This window comes from Acinetobacter piscicola (assembly GCF_002233755.1).
In the GTDB taxonomy this organism is placed as follows: domain Bacteria; phylum Pseudomonadota; class Gammaproteobacteria; order Pseudomonadales; family Moraxellaceae; genus Acinetobacter; species Acinetobacter piscicola.
In genome coordinates, this window is record NZ_NIFO01000011.1 from 121,506 (window position 1) to 140,973 (window position 19,468).

At 36.6% G+C, this 19,468-nt stretch carries 16 protein-coding genes; 5 read left to right on the forward strand and 11 right to left on the reverse strand.

From position 1 onward, the window contains the following. Nucleotides 1-280 precede the first annotated feature (280 nt). Nucleotides 281-2,434, forward strand: a complete 2,154-nt coding sequence (gene fadB / locus CDA10_RS12550; protein WP_089605934.1) for a fatty acid oxidation complex subunit alpha FadB — start codon at nt 281-283, stop codon at nt 2,432-2,434. 12 nt (nt 2,435-2,446) lie between these two features. Then, a complete protein-coding gene (fadA, locus tag CDA10_RS12555; protein WP_089605935.1) occupies nt 2,447-3,619 on the forward strand; it encodes an acetyl-CoA C-acyltransferase FadA in 1,173 nt (390 codons plus the stop codon). A 30-nt stretch (nt 3,620-3,649) separates the two neighbouring features. Here the strand turns inward: fadA and CDA10_RS12560 are convergent, their stop codons facing one another. The 3 genes from CDA10_RS12560 to CDA10_RS12570 form a co-directional block, all read right to left on the reverse strand. Continuing rightward, nucleotides 3,650-6,574, reverse strand: coding sequence for an HD domain-containing protein (locus CDA10_RS12560; RefSeq protein WP_089605936.1), 2,925 nt, complete (start codon nt 6,572-6,574; stop codon nt 3,650-3,652). A 160-nt stretch (nt 6,575-6,734) separates the two neighbouring features. Further along, nucleotides 6,735-7,226, reverse strand: coding sequence for a hypothetical protein (locus CDA10_RS12565; protein WP_089605937.1), 492 nt, complete (start codon nt 7,224-7,226; stop codon nt 6,735-6,737). 166 nt (nt 7,227-7,392) lie between these two features. After that, a complete protein-coding gene (locus CDA10_RS12570; RefSeq protein WP_089605938.1) occupies nt 7,393-8,142 on the reverse strand; it encodes a hypothetical protein in 750 nt (249 codons plus the stop codon). A gap of 198 nt (nt 8,143-8,340) precedes the next feature. Here CDA10_RS12570 and CDA10_RS12575 point away from each other — a divergent pair, with 198 nt between their 5' ends. Then, the gene (locus tag CDA10_RS12575) at nt 8,341-9,060 is read left to right on the forward strand and encodes a DsbA family oxidoreductase (protein WP_089605939.1); all 720 of its coding nucleotides are present in this window, start codon (nt 8,341-8,343) and stop codon (nt 9,058-9,060) included. Nucleotides 9,061-9,154: 94 nt separating this feature from the next. Here CDA10_RS12575 and CDA10_RS12580 read toward each other — a convergent pair whose 3' ends face one another. Then, nucleotides 9,155-9,355, reverse strand: coding sequence for a dodecin family protein (locus CDA10_RS12580; RefSeq protein WP_089605940.1), 201 nt, complete (start codon nt 9,353-9,355; stop codon nt 9,155-9,157). A gap of 175 nt (nt 9,356-9,530) precedes the next feature. Further along, entirely contained in the window at nt 9,531-10,436 is a 906-nt protein-coding gene (locus CDA10_RS12585; protein ID WP_089605941.1) for a hypothetical protein, read from the reverse strand. Between the two features lie 449 nt (nt 10,437-10,885). Between CDA10_RS12585 and CDA10_RS12590 the strand changes: the two genes are divergently transcribed. After that, entirely contained in the window at nt 10,886-12,025 is a 1,140-nt protein-coding gene (locus tag CDA10_RS12590) for a hypothetical protein (protein WP_089605942.1), read from the forward strand. A 126-nt stretch (nt 12,026-12,151) separates the two neighbouring features. Here CDA10_RS12590 and htpG read toward each other — a convergent pair whose 3' ends face one another. From htpG to CDA10_RS12615, 5 genes are all read right to left on the reverse strand, one after another. Then, on the reverse strand, nt 12,152-14,095 hold the full coding sequence (gene htpG / locus CDA10_RS12595) for a molecular chaperone HtpG (RefSeq protein ID WP_089605943.1): 1,944 nt from the start codon (nt 14,093-14,095) through the stop codon (nt 12,152-12,154). A 170-nt stretch (nt 14,096-14,265) separates the two neighbouring features. Then, complete coding sequence (locus CDA10_RS12600) at nt 14,266-14,607, reverse strand: lysozyme inhibitor LprI family protein (protein WP_089605944.1); 342 nt, start codon at nt 14,605-14,607, stop codon at nt 14,266-14,268. Nucleotides 14,608-14,833: 226 nt separating this feature from the next. After that, complete coding sequence (locus CDA10_RS12605; protein WP_089605945.1) at nt 14,834-15,436, reverse strand: OmpW/AlkL family protein; 603 nt, start codon at nt 15,434-15,436, stop codon at nt 14,834-14,836. Between the two features lie 467 nt (nt 15,437-15,903). Next, complete coding sequence (locus CDA10_RS12610) at nt 15,904-17,319, reverse strand: Na+/H+ antiporter family protein (RefSeq protein WP_089605946.1); 1,416 nt, start codon at nt 17,317-17,319, stop codon at nt 15,904-15,906. 192 nt (nt 17,320-17,511) lie between these two features. Beyond that, nucleotides 17,512-18,381: an alpha/beta fold hydrolase gene (locus tag CDA10_RS12615; RefSeq protein ID WP_089605947.1), complete on the reverse strand. Its 870-nt coding sequence runs from the start codon at nt 18,379-18,381 to the stop codon at nt 17,512-17,514. 120 nt (nt 18,382-18,501) lie between these two features. On the opposite strand from CDA10_RS12615, the gene CDA10_RS12620 reads away from it, so the two are divergent. Continuing rightward, nucleotides 18,502-18,990, forward strand: coding sequence for a DUF4442 domain-containing protein (locus tag CDA10_RS12620; RefSeq protein WP_089605948.1), 489 nt, complete (start codon nt 18,502-18,504; stop codon nt 18,988-18,990). Between the two features lie 82 nt (nt 18,991-19,072). Here the strand turns inward: CDA10_RS12620 and CDA10_RS12625 are convergent, their stop codons facing one another. Further along, nucleotides 19,073-19,429, reverse strand: a complete 357-nt coding sequence (locus CDA10_RS12625; RefSeq protein WP_089605949.1) for a DNA transfer protein p32 — start codon at nt 19,427-19,429, stop codon at nt 19,073-19,075. Nucleotides 19,430-19,468: the final 39 nt, after the last annotated feature.

Consider the following 19,468-nt stretch of genomic DNA (forward strand, 5'->3'; position numbering starts at 1 on the left):
TGATAAAAACAGCCTCATTAGTAAAAAGGTCATTATTTTAAAATATCAAATTAAACATAGACTTCATCTGATTTTTAAAATGAATAGTGCATTTGAGCTACGATACATTTGGTGCATACAACATAAAAATTGATGACCCTTGCGTCACGGCTTGATACAACTTGTTATGTTCTTTTTAGATATAGTTATCGTAAGATTAGTGAAGTCGAAATGTGTGCGGGAATTGCATACACACTTCAAAACATCAATTTAGAAGTCCTCCACAAAAGGAGATCAGGGCATGATCCACGCTGGCAATGCCATTACCGTCCAAATGCTTGCGGACGGAATTGCAGAATTCCGCTTTGACTTACAAGGTGAGTCGGTTAACAAATTCAACCGTGCAACGATTGAAGACTTTAAAGCTGCTATTGAAGCTGTAAAAAATAACAGCGAAGTGAAAGGCTTAATCGTTACTTCTGGTAAATCTACATTTATCGTCGGCGCGGATATCACTGAATTCGGTGAAAACTTCAAACAAGGCGAAAGTGCAATTGTTGAATGGGCAATGCCTGTTCACGATATTTTCAATGCATTTGAAGATTTAGAGGTTCCTAAAGTTGCTGCGATCAATGGTATTGCATTGGGCGGCGGTTTTGAAATGTGTCTAGTATGTGACTACCGTGTCATGTCTACGGCTGCAACTGTAGGTTTACCTGAAGTTAAACTTGGGATCATTCCTGGTTTCGGTGGTACAGTTCGTTTGAGCCGTGTAATCGGTATCGACAATGCTGTTGAGTGGATTGCAACTTCTGCAAACAAACGTCCAGATGCCGCGCTAAAAGATGGCGCTGTAGATGCTGTTGTTGCACCTGAGCAATTACAAGCTGCTGCAATTGACCTTGTTAAGCAAGCAATTGCTGGTCGTTTAGACTGGAAAGCAAAACGTCAAGAAAAATTAGAGCCTGTTAAATTAGACATGCTTGAACAAATGATGGCGTTCAACTCTTCTAAAGGCGTGATTCTTGCGAAAGCAAATCCTGCACAATACCCTGCTCCAAAACTTCTTCTTGATTCACTTCAAGCAGGTGTAAGCTTAAACCGTGACGGCGCATTAAAAGCTGAAGCTGAAGCTTTTGCTAAAGCAGCGATCACGCCTCAAGCAGGTGCATTGATCGGCTTATTCATCAACGATCAAGTTGTGAAAAAAGCGTCTAAAAAGCATGAAAAAGGTGCACATCCAGTAAACCAAGCTGCTGTACTTGGCGCGGGTATCATGGGTGGCGGTATTGCTTACCAAGCGGCGAGCAAAGGTACGCCAATTATCATGAAAGATATTGGTAATCCGCAACTTGCTTTGGGTATGAAAGAAGCAAATGGTTTACTCACCAAACAAGTTGAACGTAAGAAGATGACACCTGCAAAAATGGGTGAAACTCTTGCGCGTATCCGTCCTACTTTAAGCTACGATGAGTTTAAAGAAGTGGATATCGTGATTGAAGCTGTTACAGAGAACCCGAAAGTTAAGGGTATCGTACTTGCTGAAACTGAGAAAAATGTTCGTGACAACACGATCATTGCTTCAAATACATCTACGATTTCAATCACTCGTTTAGCTGAAAACCTACAACGCCCTGAAAACTTTGTTGGTATGCACTTCTTCAACCCAGTTCACATGATGCCGCTTGTAGAAGTGATTCGTGGTGAAAAAACATCTGAAGAAGCGATTGCAACAACTGTGGTTCTTGCTCAGAAAATGGGTAAAACACCAATCGTTGTTAACGACTGTCCAGGCTTCCTTGTAAACCGTGTATTGTTCCCTTACTTTGGTGCGTTTGACCTTCTTCTTAAAGATGGCGCTGACTTCCAACAAGTGGATAAAGTCATGGAGAAATTCGGTTGGCCTATGGGCCCTGCATACTTGATCGATGTTGTTGGTATCGATACAGGTGTTCATGGCGCAGAAGTGATGGCTGAAGGTTTCCCAGACCGCATGAAGCCAGACTTCAAAGGTGCGATCGAAATCATGTATGAAAACAAACGTCTTGGTCAAAAGAATGACGTTGGTTTCTACAAGTACGAGCTTGATCGTAAAGGTAAAAAGGCAAAAACTGTTGATCCAACTGCGTATGAACTTGTTGCAACTATGGCAACAACTGAAAAACACGAGTTTGATGCACAAGAAATCATTGATCGTATGATGCTTGCTTTCTGTAACGAAACAGTTCGTTGCTTAGAAGACAACATCGTTGATACTGCTTCTGAAGCAGATATGGCGATGATCATGGGTGTTGGTTTCCCTCCATTCCGTGGTGGTCCATGCCGTTACATCGACCAAACAGGTGTAGCTGAGTATGTTGCGCTTTGCGACAAATACGCACACTTAGGTAAGGCTTATGAAGCGCCACAAATGTTGCGTGACATGGCTGCTAACAACAAAAAATTCTACGGTTAAGGAGCAACGTGAATGGCTACTTTAAATCCACGTGACGTTGTCATCGTTGATGGTGTACGTTCAGCAATGGGTAAAACCAAAAACGGTATGTTCCGCAATGTACGTGCTGACAGCTTATCTGCTGAATTGGTTCGTGCTTTAGTTGCTCGTAACCAGTTTGATACAAACGAAGTTGAAGACGTAATCTGGGGTTGTGTAAACCAGACGCTTGAACAAGGTATGAACATTGGCCGTAACATTGTGTTATTGGCTGATTTACCAAAGACTGTTGGTGGTCAAACGGTTAACCGTCTTTGTGGTTCTTCTATGCAGTCGATCCACACTGCGGCTGCTCAGATTGCAACCAACCAAGGTGATGTTTTCATCATTGGTGGTGTTGAACACATGGGCCACGTTGGGATGATGCACGGTATCGACTTGAACCCTGAAGCGTCTAAACACTATGCTAAAGCATCTAACATGATGGGCTTAACTGCTGAAATGTTAGGTCGTATGAACGGCATTACGCGTGACGAACAAGATGCGTTTGGCGTTGAATCTCACCGTCGTGCTTGGGCTGCAACACAAGAAGGTCGTTTCAAAAACGAAATCGTTGGTGTTGAAGGTCATGATGCAAATGGTTTCAAAATCCTTTGCGACGTTGACGAAGTGATTCGCCCAGATGCTAACCTTGAAGCATTCAAAGCATTACGTCCTGTATTTGACCCTAAAGGCGGTACAGTAACAGCTGCGACTTCTTCTGCATTGTCTGATGGTGCATCTGCAATGTTGTTAATGTCTGCTGAACGTGCTCAAGCATTTGGTCTTAAGCCTCGTGCTGTGATTCGCTCTATGGCGATTGCAGGTTGTGATGCTGCAATCATGGGTTATGGTCCAGTTCCAGCAACTCAAAAAGCGCTTAAACGTGCTGGCTTGAGCATGAATGACATCCAAACCATCGAGTTAAATGAAGCGTTTGCTGCTCAAGGTCTATCTGTAATGAAAGGCTTAGGCATCTACGAGAAACAAGACATCATCAACTTGAATGGTGGTGCGATTGCTCTTGGTCACCCATTGGGTTGTTCAGGTGCGCGTATCACAACAACATTGTTGAACGTGATGGAACAACAAGATACTCAAATCGGTCTTGCGACCATGTGTATCGGTCTTGGTCAAGGTATCGCGACAATTATCGAACGTGTTTAAGATTTAAATACGTGAGAAAAAGAACCCCGCTTATTGCGGGGTTTCTTTATACTTATCAATCTCTACAATTAATTTCTGATATAAACCCTTATATTCTTTGACATTGACTAAATCATTTTTCCTATTTGCGACATAGGCGCTTAATTTATCTAAATCTAAAAGTGTAATATCATTATTTATATTTTGATAAGGAGATAAAATATCTAGCTCATCTAAATACTCTTGATGCTTAAAGAGAAGTTTTTCGAATTCTTTTAATAAAGCCAATTTATCATCACTATTATTCAAATACTGTATTGTAGGGCTAGATTCCATATCATAAGCATTTTGCCTTCTTAGGTTCAACCATAGACTTTGAAACACATTGTTATCTTCTTCATAATTATAATATAAATTCCTTTTATCCCAAACTAAACCATTATAATTATTATTAGGTTCGTTAGATTTACTATAAAATTTAAAGCCAATTGTATCAGGATAGCGATATGGGTTTTCTGATGACCTTAAGTCATAAATATTATATTTATGTAAACAGCAAAAGTTGTTCAAAGAATACAGCATTATTTCATCAAAATATTGTTTGCTCTCTAAAACAATATAATCATTAAATAATTTCATCAGATTATTTTTTTTAATTTGATAATCTTCAGAGTTTCTGCTTAAGTCAATCACATAAAATCCTTCTTGGCTTAAAATATCTTGTACTTGATATCCATTTATGACTTGAGTACTCCATTCCTCAGATAAATCATAATCAATATTATAATCAGCACAATAAGTTAATTTTAAAAGATCAATTTCAAATGTTTTAATTTTTGAAATATGTTTTTCAAATAGTTCTTTTAAATAATCTGCATGCTTATTCTCAAACTCAAAATTCCAATAATCTCTACTTATATTTAAAACTTCTTTAGCTTTTTTACCATATAGATCAACCATATAATCAAAATAATTACAATTATTAAGATTATAATTTCTATAATCATTTATCCATACGTTTTGTCCTTTAAATAGAAATGCATGCTTACCCTCATTATGATAATTAATCTCAGATTTAAGATAAAATGCGACTTGCTTTTCATCATCCCAAATTACATCAGATGGATTATTTTTTTGAAATCCTAATGTAAAAACTGGAGCATTTTCTAAAATTTTCTCATATATTTTTTCTTTTTGGTACTCACCCCATTTTTTTTCAAATGAGTCTATATCAATTAAATTACTATCTCTAAGATTTTCAATTTTCTCTAAATCAAAGTTGCATCTAATATAAAATTTCGTACTTGTACCAATTTTTTTATAATTTCCTATATTTTTTGTTATAAAACAATATCCTTGCTTCCCCCCCAAAGGAGAGTACATTTCAACATCTAAACTATCATGGGTAAAATAACTATATGTATTAAATCTAATACTCTGCATTTCAATAGGTAAATCTTTTGTAAGTAAAAATGCACTATGCAAACCGATACCAAACTCACCTGACGGTCTCATCCATTTTGGCATTTCGTTAATAATTTTCTTTTTATGAATATTTTTACTCGATCCTGCCATAGTTTGCATATAGCCAAGATCAACCATACTCATCCCAATTCCTTGATCTATGATTTGAAATTCCCAAATGCTATCCAATGTTCCTTCAACATTTTTTACTCTATTAATTTCTAATTGAAGTGGATATTTTTCGAGAATTTTAAAAAAATCTTGGTGATAAGGATGCAATTCTTTGAGCTTTTCCTGATCTTCTTCAAGCCAAATTCTTAACATTGTCGCATCAATAGAGTTCTGAATCAGTTCACGATATATGCTATATTCATCATTATACAAGTTTGCTCCTTGTAATAACTCCATAGCATTTTTTTCATCTAACTTAAATTTCATTGGCTTATTATTTAAAAGTTGTTTTTCTTTTTTAACCCCATTTTCATATTTTATCTCCATTCTCACATCTAACTGCTCAATTGTTGGAAGTGAACCAAATTGTAAACTTGGTACAATCAAATTCCATTGTGACATTTGATTTTGAAATTCTTCACGTATCCAGCCAAACCAATTTTGTGTTTCAACATAAGACATTTCATCAGGGCATTCAGCAACAAGTTTCACAGTTCGTTTATCAAGTTGAAACTCTCGAAGTGATAAATGCTTATTGTGATGATGTTTACTGACCGAAGGCATATTACTAACGTGCTTTGCCATGACGGGGCAAAAACGATTATCATCCAAATCAAATAAATCACCTAAACGAAGCAAACATCCAATAAATCTTGGATGGCAGTCTTCAGTACCCAAACCAGTTTGTTTATAGGGAAGTGTCTCCATCAAAGTATCAAAATTCATTCCATGAGAAACACAGATTTGCCCTAAGTAACGATAAATTCGATTAGGTAAAAGTTCAGTTCTCGGTGAAGTTATTCCTAAATCTTTAAAAGGATCTTCTACAATTTTACCAACACGCTTGTCATGCCCACGTCTAAACCATTCCGCAACTAATTGACGATACTTTTCAATACCGTCAAAAGGGTGACTTTCAGTACCAACAGCCGATAACCAATTTTGCTCAACATAGGCTTGGCAAAATTTTTGAAGATCATGCCCTTTTTCATTTGCTATGGTCTGAATCATGAAATTGAAATCAGGGTTTGTATGAACTGCTTTAGCATTTTGTGCATCAACCAACATTCCAACATCATGCCAATAAGCAGCTTCTAAAATTAGCCACGCATCAGTGGCTGTCAGTAATTCAATATCATCACCCAGTAGACGTTCAATATTGACCAAAATTTGCTGTGAATGTGATGCATTATGATTACTAAAATGCGGATAGAAGCCACCAATATTTTCTAAAGCCTTACTTACAAGCTTTTGATCAAATTCCCATTGTGAAAGTAAAATTTTTACGTTGTCATCTGCTTCGCATTTCTTTTTTAAATGGGCGATTAAATTCGTGCTCATAAGTAATCATCAGTTATTATAAAATTATTTTTATATTAGCAAATATTTAATTTTAATGGCTATTCAACTTCTCTTTCTTCTTATATTAAAATCCACTTACAAAAAAACCAATCAACAGATTGGCTTTTCAACATCTAAAAATAAAAAACCACGTGAAAGGCTATTTCCTCCACTTATCTCCAAACATAATGTTCAAACGATTGGTGTCAAAATTAAATTTAATGGGTTCATTGTTACTGACTGCATCGAGTGCTTTACCACGGTCAACACCTAAAGGCTGAAGCATGATAAACAAACCCTTCGTCGGATCGGAAGACTGTAAGCCTTCAGCAACAGCAAACACATATTCTTGCTGTAAAGGAGAAAGCTGGGTCATATCCACTTGAGACATATTCGGCTGAATATTCATCACACCAATATTATCTCCAATAACAAAGTTCTGGATTTCATTCTCATCTTTCAAGATTTCATGCTGCAATGATTTACGTGCAGTTTTATCATCCTGAAAAGGAACGATCCCTACTTCTTCGCGTAGTTCAGCATCCGCCATTACTTTGATGGTCGGCAATGTATTCACTTCTTCAGCTTGAGCCGAAGCGAAACCAATAGAACCAAGTGCAGTTACAAGTGTTAAAACTTTGATAAAGTTCATACCCTTCACCCATAAAATTAGTCATTCGATAAAAGACTAAATGATTCGGCAAAATTAAAATCTATTATTAATAGCCTATACCAAAGTGTCTACTGATTCACCAAAGCTCGGATAAACGGCTGAACTAAGAATGTTAAAATGCTTTCCATGACATCAAATACAATACTTATAAAGCTTGTTCTAAAACTTCGGCATTTTGTTCTTTCTGATCATTTATTTTTGCATTTAGTTTTAAAACATCTTGGAACAACTGATTAAATTGTTTCACTTGAGCATCATTTTTAAACAATATTTGATTCTTTTGAGCTTCCCACTCATATTTTTTCAGCATTTCAAACATGGCTTCTGCTTTGGCCAATATTTGTAATTCATTTAAAATTAAAGAATTTTCAGGATCTAAGCCCGAATTTTCCTCTAGCTTGGCTTGAAGTGGTTGTTTTAAATCTTGCTTTAAATCTAAAGTTTTTAGTTGTGCCAAAGCATCATTTTTATTTGCGGTATTTTGCTTTTGATAATTCAGCATCGCCTGTCGCACTGTGATCATCATCTTTTCTGTTTCTTGATAATTCTGTTTACGATCTGCATCTAAACGTTTTACATCTAAAAAATGGTTCCATTTCGCTGTTGCAAGCTGATTTAAATAAGCATTACGCGTATCAATATTCTTAATCCAATATTTCAATAAAAACTCAGATAAAGTTTTATAGTCACCGGTTAAGCGGGAATCATGGATATCGATATTGACAGGTTTAGTGCGATCTTGTGCTTGCTCATAAAGCTGACGCATTTTATCCGTCATCACCAAATCAAAATTTTGACGACTGACTTCATCACGCTTGGTTGTAATATGGTCATAGTAGAAAAAACCAACGATAGCAAGAATGACCATTGCCAAAATAATGATGATCCGACGCATACATTGGTTCCAAAAATATTTTTCTCTTGACTTAGAATAGCTGAAACATTGTGAATTTGCATATTAATTATACAATTAGGCGATAAATCTATTCGATCACGTATTTTTGAGGCACTCTCATTTCGGAACTCACTTTAAATTTACATCCGTGAACCCCACATATAGGGCATGACTTTTTTAAGAATTTAGAGATTTCCCATGCGTGTAGATATTTGGTCAGATGTGGTTTGCCCATTTTGTTATATTGGTAAAAAACGTTTAGAAGCTGCTGCAAAACAAACAGGCATCGAACTTGAAGTACATTGGCACAGTTTTGAGCTTGATCCAGAAGCACCTGCACGTCAGGAAATTTCAAACTCTGAACGTCTTGCGCAAAAATACGGGCGTACTATTACCGAAGTTGAAGAGATGCAACGTAATATTGCAGCTATGGCAAAAGAAGAAGGTATTGAATTTAACTGGGAAAATGCAAATTCAGGCAATACTTTCAATGCACATCGTATTATTCACCTTGCACAAAGTAAAGGTTTAGGCTCAGAAGCTGAAGAGGCTTTTTTCTATAGTTATATGACCCAAGGCTTACCGATCGGTGAGCGTGAAACCATTGAAGATGTTGCTGCACGTATTGGTTTAAATCCTGTTGAAGTTGATGATGTACTTAACTCAGATGAATATGCAGATTTTGTCAAATTCGATGAAGAAGTGGCACATGATCAACTTAAAGTAACAGGTGTTCCATTCTTTGTTTTTGACCAGCGTGTAGCTTTAGCAGGCGCACAACCACGTGATGTTTTTGTTCAAGTTTTACAACAAGCGCTAGCAACCGTTGAACAAACTGAAAATACCGAAAATATTGAAGTTGAACAACAAGATGCTGCTATTTGTAATGATGAATCTTGCGATGTTCCAAATAAATAATTTGTAATCGCCATGATTTAAAAATAAAACCCTCACATTTCGATGATGTGAGGGTTTTATTATTTTAATTGTTCAAAAGATTTATAAAAAAGACTTATTCAACCAAGAAACTAATTTTAAGATTAACGCGATACTCCGTAATTTTATTGTCCTTGATAATAACTTTTTGTTCGTTAATCCATGCCCCTTGTACATTTTTGATTGTTTCGGTGACTTTGGCGATCCCTGTTTGAATCGCATCTTCAAAACTTTTAGTACTGCTCGAATTTACCTCTACAACTTTTGCAATTGCCATGTGACGCACTCGATTTTTATAAAAGGAAACTGCATCCTATTACAAATATAAGGCTTTTTTAGTTTGGTTAAAATTTAAACAAGATAATCATACATAACGCTACATGAAATTTTGAGTGAGTCCTGAGATTCGATACATCACAAAAACCAAGACCAATTAAAATCAACAATAACCATCAATCTTCAAAATCAGCATTGCATTTACCCTTTTCATTGATATAACAATTTTTCTTTTCATTAAATTTAAGGATAGATGTGCTTCCATTTTTCGGGAAATCATGGCGCCAAGTCATTTTCCCAAAACTTGAATAATTGACTTGGATGGGATACAAACCTGTCACCGTCGGATCAACTTTGAGCTGATATTCCTTTGAAAAACCAGCTAAATTAGGATCACCACTTTCATACGCCCCCGAATTATCCTCAGAAATACCAAACGGATATTCCTCAATCCAGCCTCGTTCATTCAATACAATTAACGATGAAAATTCAGAATGAGAACCCGTTGAAGTATATCCACCTGAATAAGTTAGCCCCATTTGATCTTTGCCCACACGGCGAATTTTCTTGAAATCTTCTGCACTTAAATGTGAATCCCCCCAGCTACCTGAAATATCAAGATCAGGGCGAGATCTGCTCAATAATTGGTATTGCCCATTGCTGAGTTGTTTGAATAAATAGAGTTCTACTTTTGGTCGTGAAGGATGTCCTGTAATGATCAATCCATCATCCTGTTCAAAAATTTCTAAGCGGACGATAAAGCGTTTCTCACCCTGTACATTTTGATAAGTTTGTACTGGATTAAACACGGCGTAATCAATATTACCGTCTTTACCTTTTAGCCCAACAGCCTGATCCATCGATAAATCATTCATTTTTAAATGGCGAATATCTTTTTGATGAAACTGCATAAAAATCGTCTTGTCGTTTAGATTTTTGACAACAATAACAGTGTTTAATGCGTTTACAACCGTTTTGGAACTTTGCATTTGCTCAGCAAATAAGCTGGGTGATAATAAAATACTAGCGATCAATATAGAACATGGAGTGATGGTCTTTTGCATTAACATATTTTGCTGCATTGAGTGTCCTACCCTATTTATATGGTCATTCTAAGTGCTTTTACCAATTTATCTCGTTTGATCATGTCAAAGGATCTTTGCCATTTCATCTCATTTTAGTTTTGAAAATACAGGATCTAACTTTAAATCACAATTTCATTCAAACAACATGTTACAACCCAAACAGCAGAACAAAAACAATAAACGCCCTCATGATTAATACGTAAATGAATCGTATGAAGCAATAATCAACACAGTGGTTATTTTCACTCATTCTCAATATTAACTTAACTCAATATCAATAGATGAATAAAATCTTATTAAATAACACATTGTTTGCTTCTATTTTAAGCATTTTGGACAGGTTTTATATTTATCACAATGAATAGATTGAAATTTACTGTTTTTTTAGGGCATAGTGATGTTGAAGATCAAAAATCCAGAAACTAGAAGAGATAGAAAAAGTGAAAATGAAAAGAAACTTAAATTCAATCCTTTCGGCAGTCCCCTATCTTTTTTTATTGGGAGGTTTTTATGGAAATTCAGTCTTTGCTGAAACAGTGAGCAGTATTGCCGATTCTCAGGCACAGAAATCTGAATCACTCTATACCGTTGAAGAGGGCGAAAAAGGTTGGCTTAATTATATTCCGCGTGCAGTCGATGCGACACCAACCATTTTCCCAAATGAATCTAATCAAGACACCGTTCCACCAACGGCAATGACTGAAGATCAAACTTGGACCGATAAACAACAAAAAGGTGTACGTAATTGGGTCGATCGAACTGCTCATAAAATAGATGGCTGGTTTGGAGAAACAGACCCAAAGAAACCTGCGACAGCGAGTCTGAGGGTTTTAATCGATAACCGTTGGGATGAACATGATGGTTATGATATCAGCCCAAGAATTCGAGGTAGAATTAAATTACCAACACTCGAAAATCGTTTAAGTGTAGTATTTGGTGATGACACTTTAGATGATGAAATTAATAATAATATTGCCATTAGCAATATCAATGCTGAAGCTGACCCTGATAAAAAATTTGATAGTAAAAGCGCTCGAGATGACAATAGTTCAATCGCATTACGTTGGTCACAAACCGCTAGGAGACTGCCATTTGATGTCGATGCTGACTTAGGTATTCGCTCAGGAAGCGATATCTATGCGCGTTTAAAAGCAGAAAAAGATTGGAGTTTAGGTGATGATTTCTATTTTCATGCCGAGCAAATTTATCGCTATGGTATCGACAGTGAAAATTACCTTCGAACCAATTTAGAACTAACCCACGCACGTCCAAATCAACCTTTTCTTTCCAACCAATTCAACGTCACCTATGCCGATGAGCAAGATGATGATTTAACGTGGAATAATAGAACTTACCGTCAACATCAATTTTTTAAAGGCAATCGTTTTAACTACGGTATTTATACAGGTGGTTATTATAATGATAGCGATCTCAGACTAAATAGTTGGGGGCCTTTTGTTTCTTGGCGTCAACCTGTATGGCGTGAATGGTTTTTTGTACAAGGTGATTTAAACTATTTTAATGATCATCGTGAAGATCGTAGTCATTACCCAAGGGCTTTAGTACGTTTAGAAGCATTATTTTAAAAATTTGAATAAAATATTGTATCAACTGTGGATAAGTTCGAACTTATCCACTGCTTATCCATCTGATAATTTTACGTATAAAAAAGCCTATCTCGAAGATAGGCTTTTTAACAATGACAACTTACTTTAAGCTTTAAGCAATAAGTTATTAATACGTTTTACATATTCAGCAGGATCTTCAGGTAAACCACCTTCTGCTATCACCGCTTGGTCAAAGATCACATTGGCTAAATCATCAAACTGTGCTGAACCTTCAAGTTTTTTCACCAAAGGATGCTCAGGATTAATCTCTAAGATCGGTTTAGATTCAGGAACAGCCTGACCCGCTTGTTTCAACATACGAATCAATTGTGGTGAAAGATCTCCATCACTGGTCACTAAACATGCAGGTGAATCAACCAAACGTGTTGTTACACGGACTTCTTTGGTTTTCGCTTTCAGTGAATCCGATAGCTTCTCAACCACTGGTTTAAACTGCTCAGCTGCAGCTTCCAGTGCTTTTTTCTCTTCTGCATCTTGCAAATCACCAAGATCAACAGCACCTTTCGCAACGTTTTGCATAGGAGTACCATCAAACTCGTTTACAAACTCCATTGCCCATTCATCGACACGGTCTGCCATCAACAAGACTTCAATACCCTTCTTGCGGAACAATTCAAGTTGTGGCGAATTTTTTGCAGCAGCTAAGCTATCCGCAGTCACATAATAGATGGCTTTTTGCCCTTCTTTCATACGTGCTTTATAGGCTTCAAATGATGTTGAAATATCATCATTGATTGACGTAGAAAAACGTAATAATTTCAGAATACGTTCACGATTTCCAAAATCTTCACCTAAACCTTCTTTGATTACTGAACCAAATTCAGCATAGAACGTTTTGAATTTTTCTTGATCCGCTTCATCTTCCGATTTTGCCAAGCTATCCAGTGTTGTTAAAACACGACGCGTATTACCTTCACGAATAGTTTTTACATCACGGCTTTCTTGTAATAATTCACGGCTTACATTCAATGGAAGATCTGCGCTATCCACAACACCTTGCACAAAACGTAGATAATTTGGAATCAGATTATCTGCATCATCCATAATAAATACACGTTTTACATAAAGCTTAATTCCTGCTTTTGCTTCACGTGTAAAAATATTACTCGGTGCTTTGCTTGGAATATAAAGTAATTGAGTATATTCAGTACTCCCTTCCACACGATTATGCGCCCATGCCAATGGTGCATCAAAATCATGAGTTAGGTTTTTATAGAACTCAACATATTGCTCTTCGGTAATTTCACTCTTACTGCGTGTCCAAAGTGCACTGGCAGAGTTAATTGCTTCCCACTCATCAGTTTTAACATATTGACCACCGCTTGTAGGATTGGCTTCTTCACCTTCTGCAACTTCTTCTTCCTGCCAAACTTCTTTTTGCATTTCAATTGGCAAGCTAATGTGATCAGAATATTTATTGATAATCTGTTTAACTTTATGACTGTCTAAATACGCTAAAGCATCATCACGTAAATGCAGAATAATATCTGTTCCACGTGAAGCTTTATCAATCTGCTCAACTTCAAAATCACCTGTTCCACCGCTAATCCAACGAACACCTTCGCTTGCATCTAAACCTGCACGACGTGATTCAACAGTAATTTTATCAGCAACGATGAAACCTGAATAAAAACCAACACCAAACTGACCAATTAACTGTGCATCAGACTTCTGGTCACCTGACAATTTAGACATAAAGTCTTTGGTGCCCGACTTGGCAATTGTCCCTAAATTATCAATCGCTTCTTGTTGACTTAAACCAATGCCATTATCTGAAATAGTCATCGTTTTAGCGTCTTTATCTAAACTCACACGAACATGCAGATTTGGATCATTTTCATAATAATCAGGATGGTTAATCCCTTCAAAACGTAATTTATCGCATGCATCAGATGCATTCGAGATCAATTCACGTAGGAAAATTTCAGGGTTTGAGTAGAGAGAATGCGTCACTAAATGTAAAAGCTGAGCCACTTCAGCTTGAAAACTATGCTTCTGTGAACCTTGCTGTGCGTTTTGTTCGCTCATAAATCATTCCTTCAAATTCATATCAATTTTGTTATTAAAATTCTTCCATCTCATTTTTATTTTTAACTCTACGAAAAGATAAAAGTGTTCGAAATGCCAATGAAAGAATTTTTGAATGCTTTAGAAATGGTGTGAGTTCACGATATTTCAATAGGGAATCTTATTTTTTTTTAAAATGGACCTTGTTGATACACACCGTTCATATAAATCTCCAGCTTTTGCTGACGCATTTTATAAACATCTGTCAGACAACTGACATTATCTTGACACTGATTTCTGAGCTGTAACCATTTTACTTGCTGATCTTGAATCACACCACGTGTACCCATTGGAACAAGTTTGCGAATAATATTATAAGTGGTCGCCATTTTGACATCGGCATCATTTAAGTTTCTATGCTCACAAATCGCATATTCAGTTTGAGTCTGCGCTTTGTCACAATTGAAACTAGCTGCTTGTGTGATTGAAGAAATACAGGTGAATACCATAAAAATATAAAGATAAGATTTCATATGCATTTAAAATTATTAAAATATTGTGATTAGATTAGTTGGATTTCAAAAGAACGGATATAGTGAAAAGTAGCTATTTTGTTCTTTTTCTATATCTTTTGTTTGTTCATTCTTGAACCAAATTTGGCTCACCCAATTGAATATTTTTAGCACTCAATTTTATTCAAATCATTCAAACTAAAATAAAAACTCGGCGTATTTGCCGAGTTTTTTACACGTCTAAATCTTAGAATTTATAGCTATAACCAATCGTATAAATCATAGGATCAATGTCCAAATCAAAGGTTGTTACCCCTTTCACTTCAACTTCTGGGCTCAATTGAGCATAACGTGCGTCAAAGAATACGCCCCAGTTTTTCGCATCTGCAGGTTGGAAGTTAAAACCAATTTGGCCTGCAAAACCAAAGTCTTCTTTCACTTTTACTTTAGCGCCTTCAAGGCCACCAGAAGTTTCTTCATCCCATGCAATAAATGCAGTTCCACCTACACCAATATAAGGTGTAAAGCCTGTAGAATTTTTAAAGTTATATTTAAATGTTACTGTTGGTGGTAAGTGTTTAAGTTTAACTGCCTTTTCACCATCCAATAACACATCATGGCTAATCGGTGTTGCTAAAAGCACTTCAGCAGAAAAAGGTGTTTCCCCAAAAATATATTCTACAGATGGTGTAAATGCATATTCATCATCTGCCTTAACCACCGCTGCACCACCGAGAATCGCAGTATCTTGCGTTGGCGCAATTGCAGAAGCACCAACTTTAACTTGCCACTGTGCAAACGATGTAGATGAAATCCCCATTAATGTAATAAGTATAGCTTTTTTAAACATTATAAAACCTCTGCGTTGTTATTAATTGCATTAAACACATTCATTATAAATATTGCAATACACATTTATTTTAAACTTTTAATATTATTTTTAAATCATTGTATTTAAATAAAATTTAATTAAGCATATCAAAATAGTTGGTTTATTAAAACCAACTAAACCAATATAGTTTATTTTTTAAACAATTAATTTAAGGCATTCCAGTATAGTTTAATATTATTATTAAAATTTAATAAAATATATTTAAAATATACTTTTTGCATTTGTAATAATGTTCTCATTTTAAATAAAATGATTATTTAATATTTTATAAATTTAATTAACATTAACAAAACTTGATTAACTTTATTTTTATTTTCCAATAAAAAACTGCTTTGATCGTGGTATTAAAACCGCCTTAAACGCTACTGTACTGAGCTTATTTTAAGGCTTGATCAAAGCAGTTAATTGAGAAGATATGCTCGCGATTAAAGCACCATTGCGGCAATCCAACCAAAGATTAATAACGGAATATTAAAGTGGATAAATGTCGGAACAACCGTATCCCAAATATGATCATGTTGACCATCTACACCTAAACCTGCCGTAGGGCCAAGTGTAGAGTCTGAAGCTGGTGAACCTGCATCACCCAAAGCGGCAGCAGTACCAATCAACGCGACAGTCGCCAAAGGTGAAAAGCCGAATTGAACACATAAGGGAACATAAATCACAGCAAGTACAGGCACACTTGAAAATGATGAACCAATCCCGATCGTTACGAATAAGCCAATGAATAACATCAAAAAAGCTGCAAGTGCTTTGTTGTCACCAATCAAATGAACAACACCATTCACCAATTGATTAATGTCGCCAGTATGGGTCATCACAGATGCAAAACCTGCTGCTGAAATCATGATAAAACCCACAAGTGCCATCATACGCATACCTTGTACAAAGACATCATCGGCTTCTTGCCATTTGAAAATACCCGCAGCAGAAAGCACAGAAAAACCAACTAAACCGCCAAGAATCATTGAGCCTGAGTAAAGCTGTGCAATCAGTGTTAAAACAATTGCCAAGAGTGCCATCAGAATGGTTTTTTTCGCAACTTTTGGAGCTTGTTCTGCTTCTTTTTCTAATTCAATCCCATCTGCTTTAATCACGTCAGGATCTATTGCACGAAGAGGTTTATCTAAATCAATCGTGGTCACAGGTGTAACATTACGGTCGATATAGATACGAGGTTTACGATAACTAACAAATACAGCAAATATTGTTCCAATGACCATGCCAAGTACAGGGATCGCCATACCCATTGGCATCATGCCACGGTCTACATGTAAATTATACGCTGCACCAATTTTGTTGATATTTCCCATCAAAATTTGTTCAAGGAAAATCGCACCGAAACCTACTGGTAAGAAAATATACGTTCCCACTAAGCCAAGTGTCAGGACACAAGCTGCCGCACGACGATCTAGTTTCAAATGATTCATCACTTTCAACAACGGTGGCACAAGTACAGGAATAAAAGCGATGTGTACTGGAATCACGTTCTGTGAGCAAATCGCAGCAATCAATAAAATGAATAATAGTAAGAACTTCACTTTCTTCGCTTGTTTTTGAGTGGCTTCTAAACCCAACAAACCAATAAGTTTATGTGCCAATAAATCTGGTAAACCAGATTTTGACAGTGCAAGTGCAAACGCACCTAAAACTGCATAAGCCAAGGCAACTTCAGCACCATCACCCAAACCTGCATTAAAAGCTTCTACAGTGTCAGATAGGCTTAAACCTGCAACCAAACCACCAATAATTGCTGAAATGACAAGCGTCAAGACAACAGAAACACGTGCCAGTGATAAAATGAACATCACAGCAATCGCAATAACGACAGCATTCATGGGAAATTTTTCAGAATTTGGAAAGCGAATATTTTATCAGATTCACCACAATGACGCTGTAATTTAGTCGGCTAGGTCATGATATTTGCAATATGATGCATATTTTCAAAAACTTCATGCCACATAAAACAATCTAAGCCAAAGCAATTTACACATGGCATCTTGCTTTGGCTTTTTGTTTTTAAATAGGTTTTAATTATTTTTCAAAGCAAACTTTTGAATATATTGTGCAATTTCTTGCGGGCGGCTTAATACAGCCCAGTGATTTGCATCTACCTCAACTCGCTGAAAATCAGCCACCCATTTTGGCATTTCATCAATCAACTCAGGACTGACAAATTTATCCTGTTTTAAAACCACAGCTTGCACAGGGCAAATTGCATGGCGTTGGCGAGGCATCGTCAAACGAGGTACAAAATTCGCACGATACAAGCTGATTCCATGTTCACCATCTTTTGAAATATTTTGATTAAGCGGTAAGCCTTTGGTTTTTTCAAGTTGGTTGAGTACCTTACCCCAAGTTTGCGGGCTAAAAAAATGCCAAACCGTGGGTGCAATAATCGGAAGTTGAAAAGCAACAATGTACCAAGATTTAAATAATTGCTTAAAAAATTTCGGTTTTTCATTCATGAACTGATCACGCATCCAAAATGCTGCATGATCTAAACATGGCCCTGAAATGGTCGTATAAGACAAAATACGCTGTTTGAATTTATTTTCAGTTACAGATTCCCACGATTGAATAGACCCCCAATCATGTGCTGCCAAATGAAAATTACGCTTTGGCAAAAGCGCATTCACAACGCATTCCAAATCTAAAGATAATCTTGGCAAAGCATAATCACGAATACGCTTTGGAACAGAGGATTGCCCTGCGCCTCGCACATCATAAGTGATAATATAAAAATTATGGATGAGTTGCTCAATAATCGGCTCCCATACCTCCTGATTGTCTGGATAACCATGTACCAATACTAATGCTGGTTTTTCAGCATCCCCCCATGTTTTCGCACAGAGTTTTTGATCATCTTGGGTGGAAATCCAAGTCATCTGTGTTTGCATTGAGTCACCTTTTATTGTTTTAACCATTGACTATGATTTAATCATGTAGGGCATTTGGATCAATGCCACTTTCCATTCTGTTGTTTATTATGGTTGAAAAGTAAATAACTAGAATTGACCATGAATACGCTAATCAAAAAACTACAGACAATTCCTTTTGTGTCTAAATTTATGTTGAATCACTATTCTCCATACAAAGGCGCAGGGATAGAAATTGATAAAATTGATTTAAAAAACTACCACATCCGCGTCAAAATGCCCTTAACCCACAAAAATCAAAACATTGTTGGTGTACATTTTGGTGGGAGTCTGTATTCAATGGTTGACCCATTTTATATGCTCCTTCTTATACATCATCTAGGGCCTAAATATATAGTTTGGGATAAAGCTGCAACGATTACTTTTTTATCCCCAGGTCGCAGCACGGTTTATGCAGATATTCGTTTAGATTTCGCTGAAATTGAACAAATTAAACAGGCGACTGAAAATTATCAGCCTGTCTATCGAAATTATACCTTAAATATTTTTGATGACTCTGGGCTTAGAATCGCAGAAGTACAAAAAACACTATATATCAGGCGTAAAAATCCACAGCCACTAAGAAGATAAGTACATCGCAATACAATTTAAAAGCAAAAAAATAAGCGCTAATATGCGCTTATTTTTATCTTATTAGCGATCTGTAATTCAATTATTTTTTACCTTCGATCGCAGCACCTGTACCACCGCCGATTGCACCACCAATGGCAGCACCAGTGTCACCACCGATGAGCTCTTTACCAATCACAGAACCAATCCCTGCACCTACACCACTATAAGTTGCATTACGATTCGAACCATTACTGGTTTTACTCCCTACGGCAGCACCACCACCTGCACCGACAGCAGCACCAACACCTCCACCGATGTGATTACCTGCGGCACCACCAACTGCACCACCTAAAGCAGCACTACCAATTCGCTTATCATTGGCAGACATGTTTTCACATCCCGTTAGCATTACAATGGGTAATGCTGCACATATTACGACCATTACTGTCTTTTTCATGTCCTTCATCCTTTTTTACACGAACAATGTGTATTTCAA

Excerpts from the sequence above, each read along its gene's own strand:
- fadB (WP_089605934.1), top strand. The coding sequence starts at position 281 with ATGATCCACGCTGGCAATGCCATTACCGTCCAAATGCTTGCGGACGGA.
- fadA (WP_089605935.1), top strand. The coding sequence starts at position 2,447 with ATGGCTACTTTAAATCCACGTGACGTTGTCATCGTTGATGGTGTACGT.
- CDA10_RS12560 (WP_089605936.1), bottom strand. The coding sequence starts at position 6,574 with ATGAGCACGAATTTAATCGCCCATTTAAAAAAGAAATGCGAAGCAGAT.
- CDA10_RS12565 (WP_089605937.1), bottom strand. The coding sequence starts at position 7,226 with ATGAACTTTATCAAAGTTTTAACACTTGTAACTGCACTTGGTTCTATT.
- CDA10_RS12570 (WP_089605938.1), bottom strand. The coding sequence starts at position 8,142 with ATGCGTCGGATCATCATTATTTTGGCAATGGTCATTCTTGCTATCGTT.
- CDA10_RS12575 (WP_089605939.1), top strand. The coding sequence starts at position 8,341 with ATGCGTGTAGATATTTGGTCAGATGTGGTTTGCCCATTTTGTTATATT.
- CDA10_RS12580 (WP_089605940.1), bottom strand. The coding sequence starts at position 9,355 with ATGGCAATTGCAAAAGTTGTAGAGGTAAATTCGAGCAGTACTAAAAGT.
- CDA10_RS12585 (WP_089605941.1), bottom strand. The coding sequence starts at position 10,436 with ATGCAGCAAAATATGTTAATGCAAAAGACCATCACTCCATGTTCTATA.
- CDA10_RS12590 (WP_089605942.1), top strand. The coding sequence starts at position 10,886 with ATGAAAAGAAACTTAAATTCAATCCTTTCGGCAGTCCCCTATCTTTTT.
- htpG (WP_089605943.1), bottom strand. The coding sequence starts at position 14,095 with ATGAGCGAACAAAACGCACAGCAAGGTTCACAGAAGCATAGTTTTCAA.
- CDA10_RS12600 (WP_089605944.1), bottom strand. The coding sequence starts at position 14,607 with ATGAAATCTTATCTTTATATTTTTATGGTATTCACCTGTATTTCTTCA.
- CDA10_RS12605 (WP_089605945.1), bottom strand. The coding sequence starts at position 15,436 with ATGTTTAAAAAAGCTATACTTATTACATTAATGGGGATTTCATCTACA.
- CDA10_RS12610 (WP_089605946.1), bottom strand. The coding sequence starts at position 17,319 with ATGAATGCTGTCGTTATTGCGATTGCTGTGATGTTCATTTTATCACTG.
- CDA10_RS12615 (WP_089605947.1), bottom strand. The coding sequence starts at position 18,381 with ATGCAAACACAGATGACTTGGATTTCCACCCAAGATGATCAAAAACTC.
- CDA10_RS12620 (WP_089605948.1), top strand. The coding sequence starts at position 18,502 with ATGAATACGCTAATCAAAAAACTACAGACAATTCCTTTTGTGTCTAAA.
- CDA10_RS12625 (WP_089605949.1), bottom strand. The coding sequence starts at position 19,429 with ATGAAAAAGACAGTAATGGTCGTAATATGTGCAGCATTACCCATTGTA.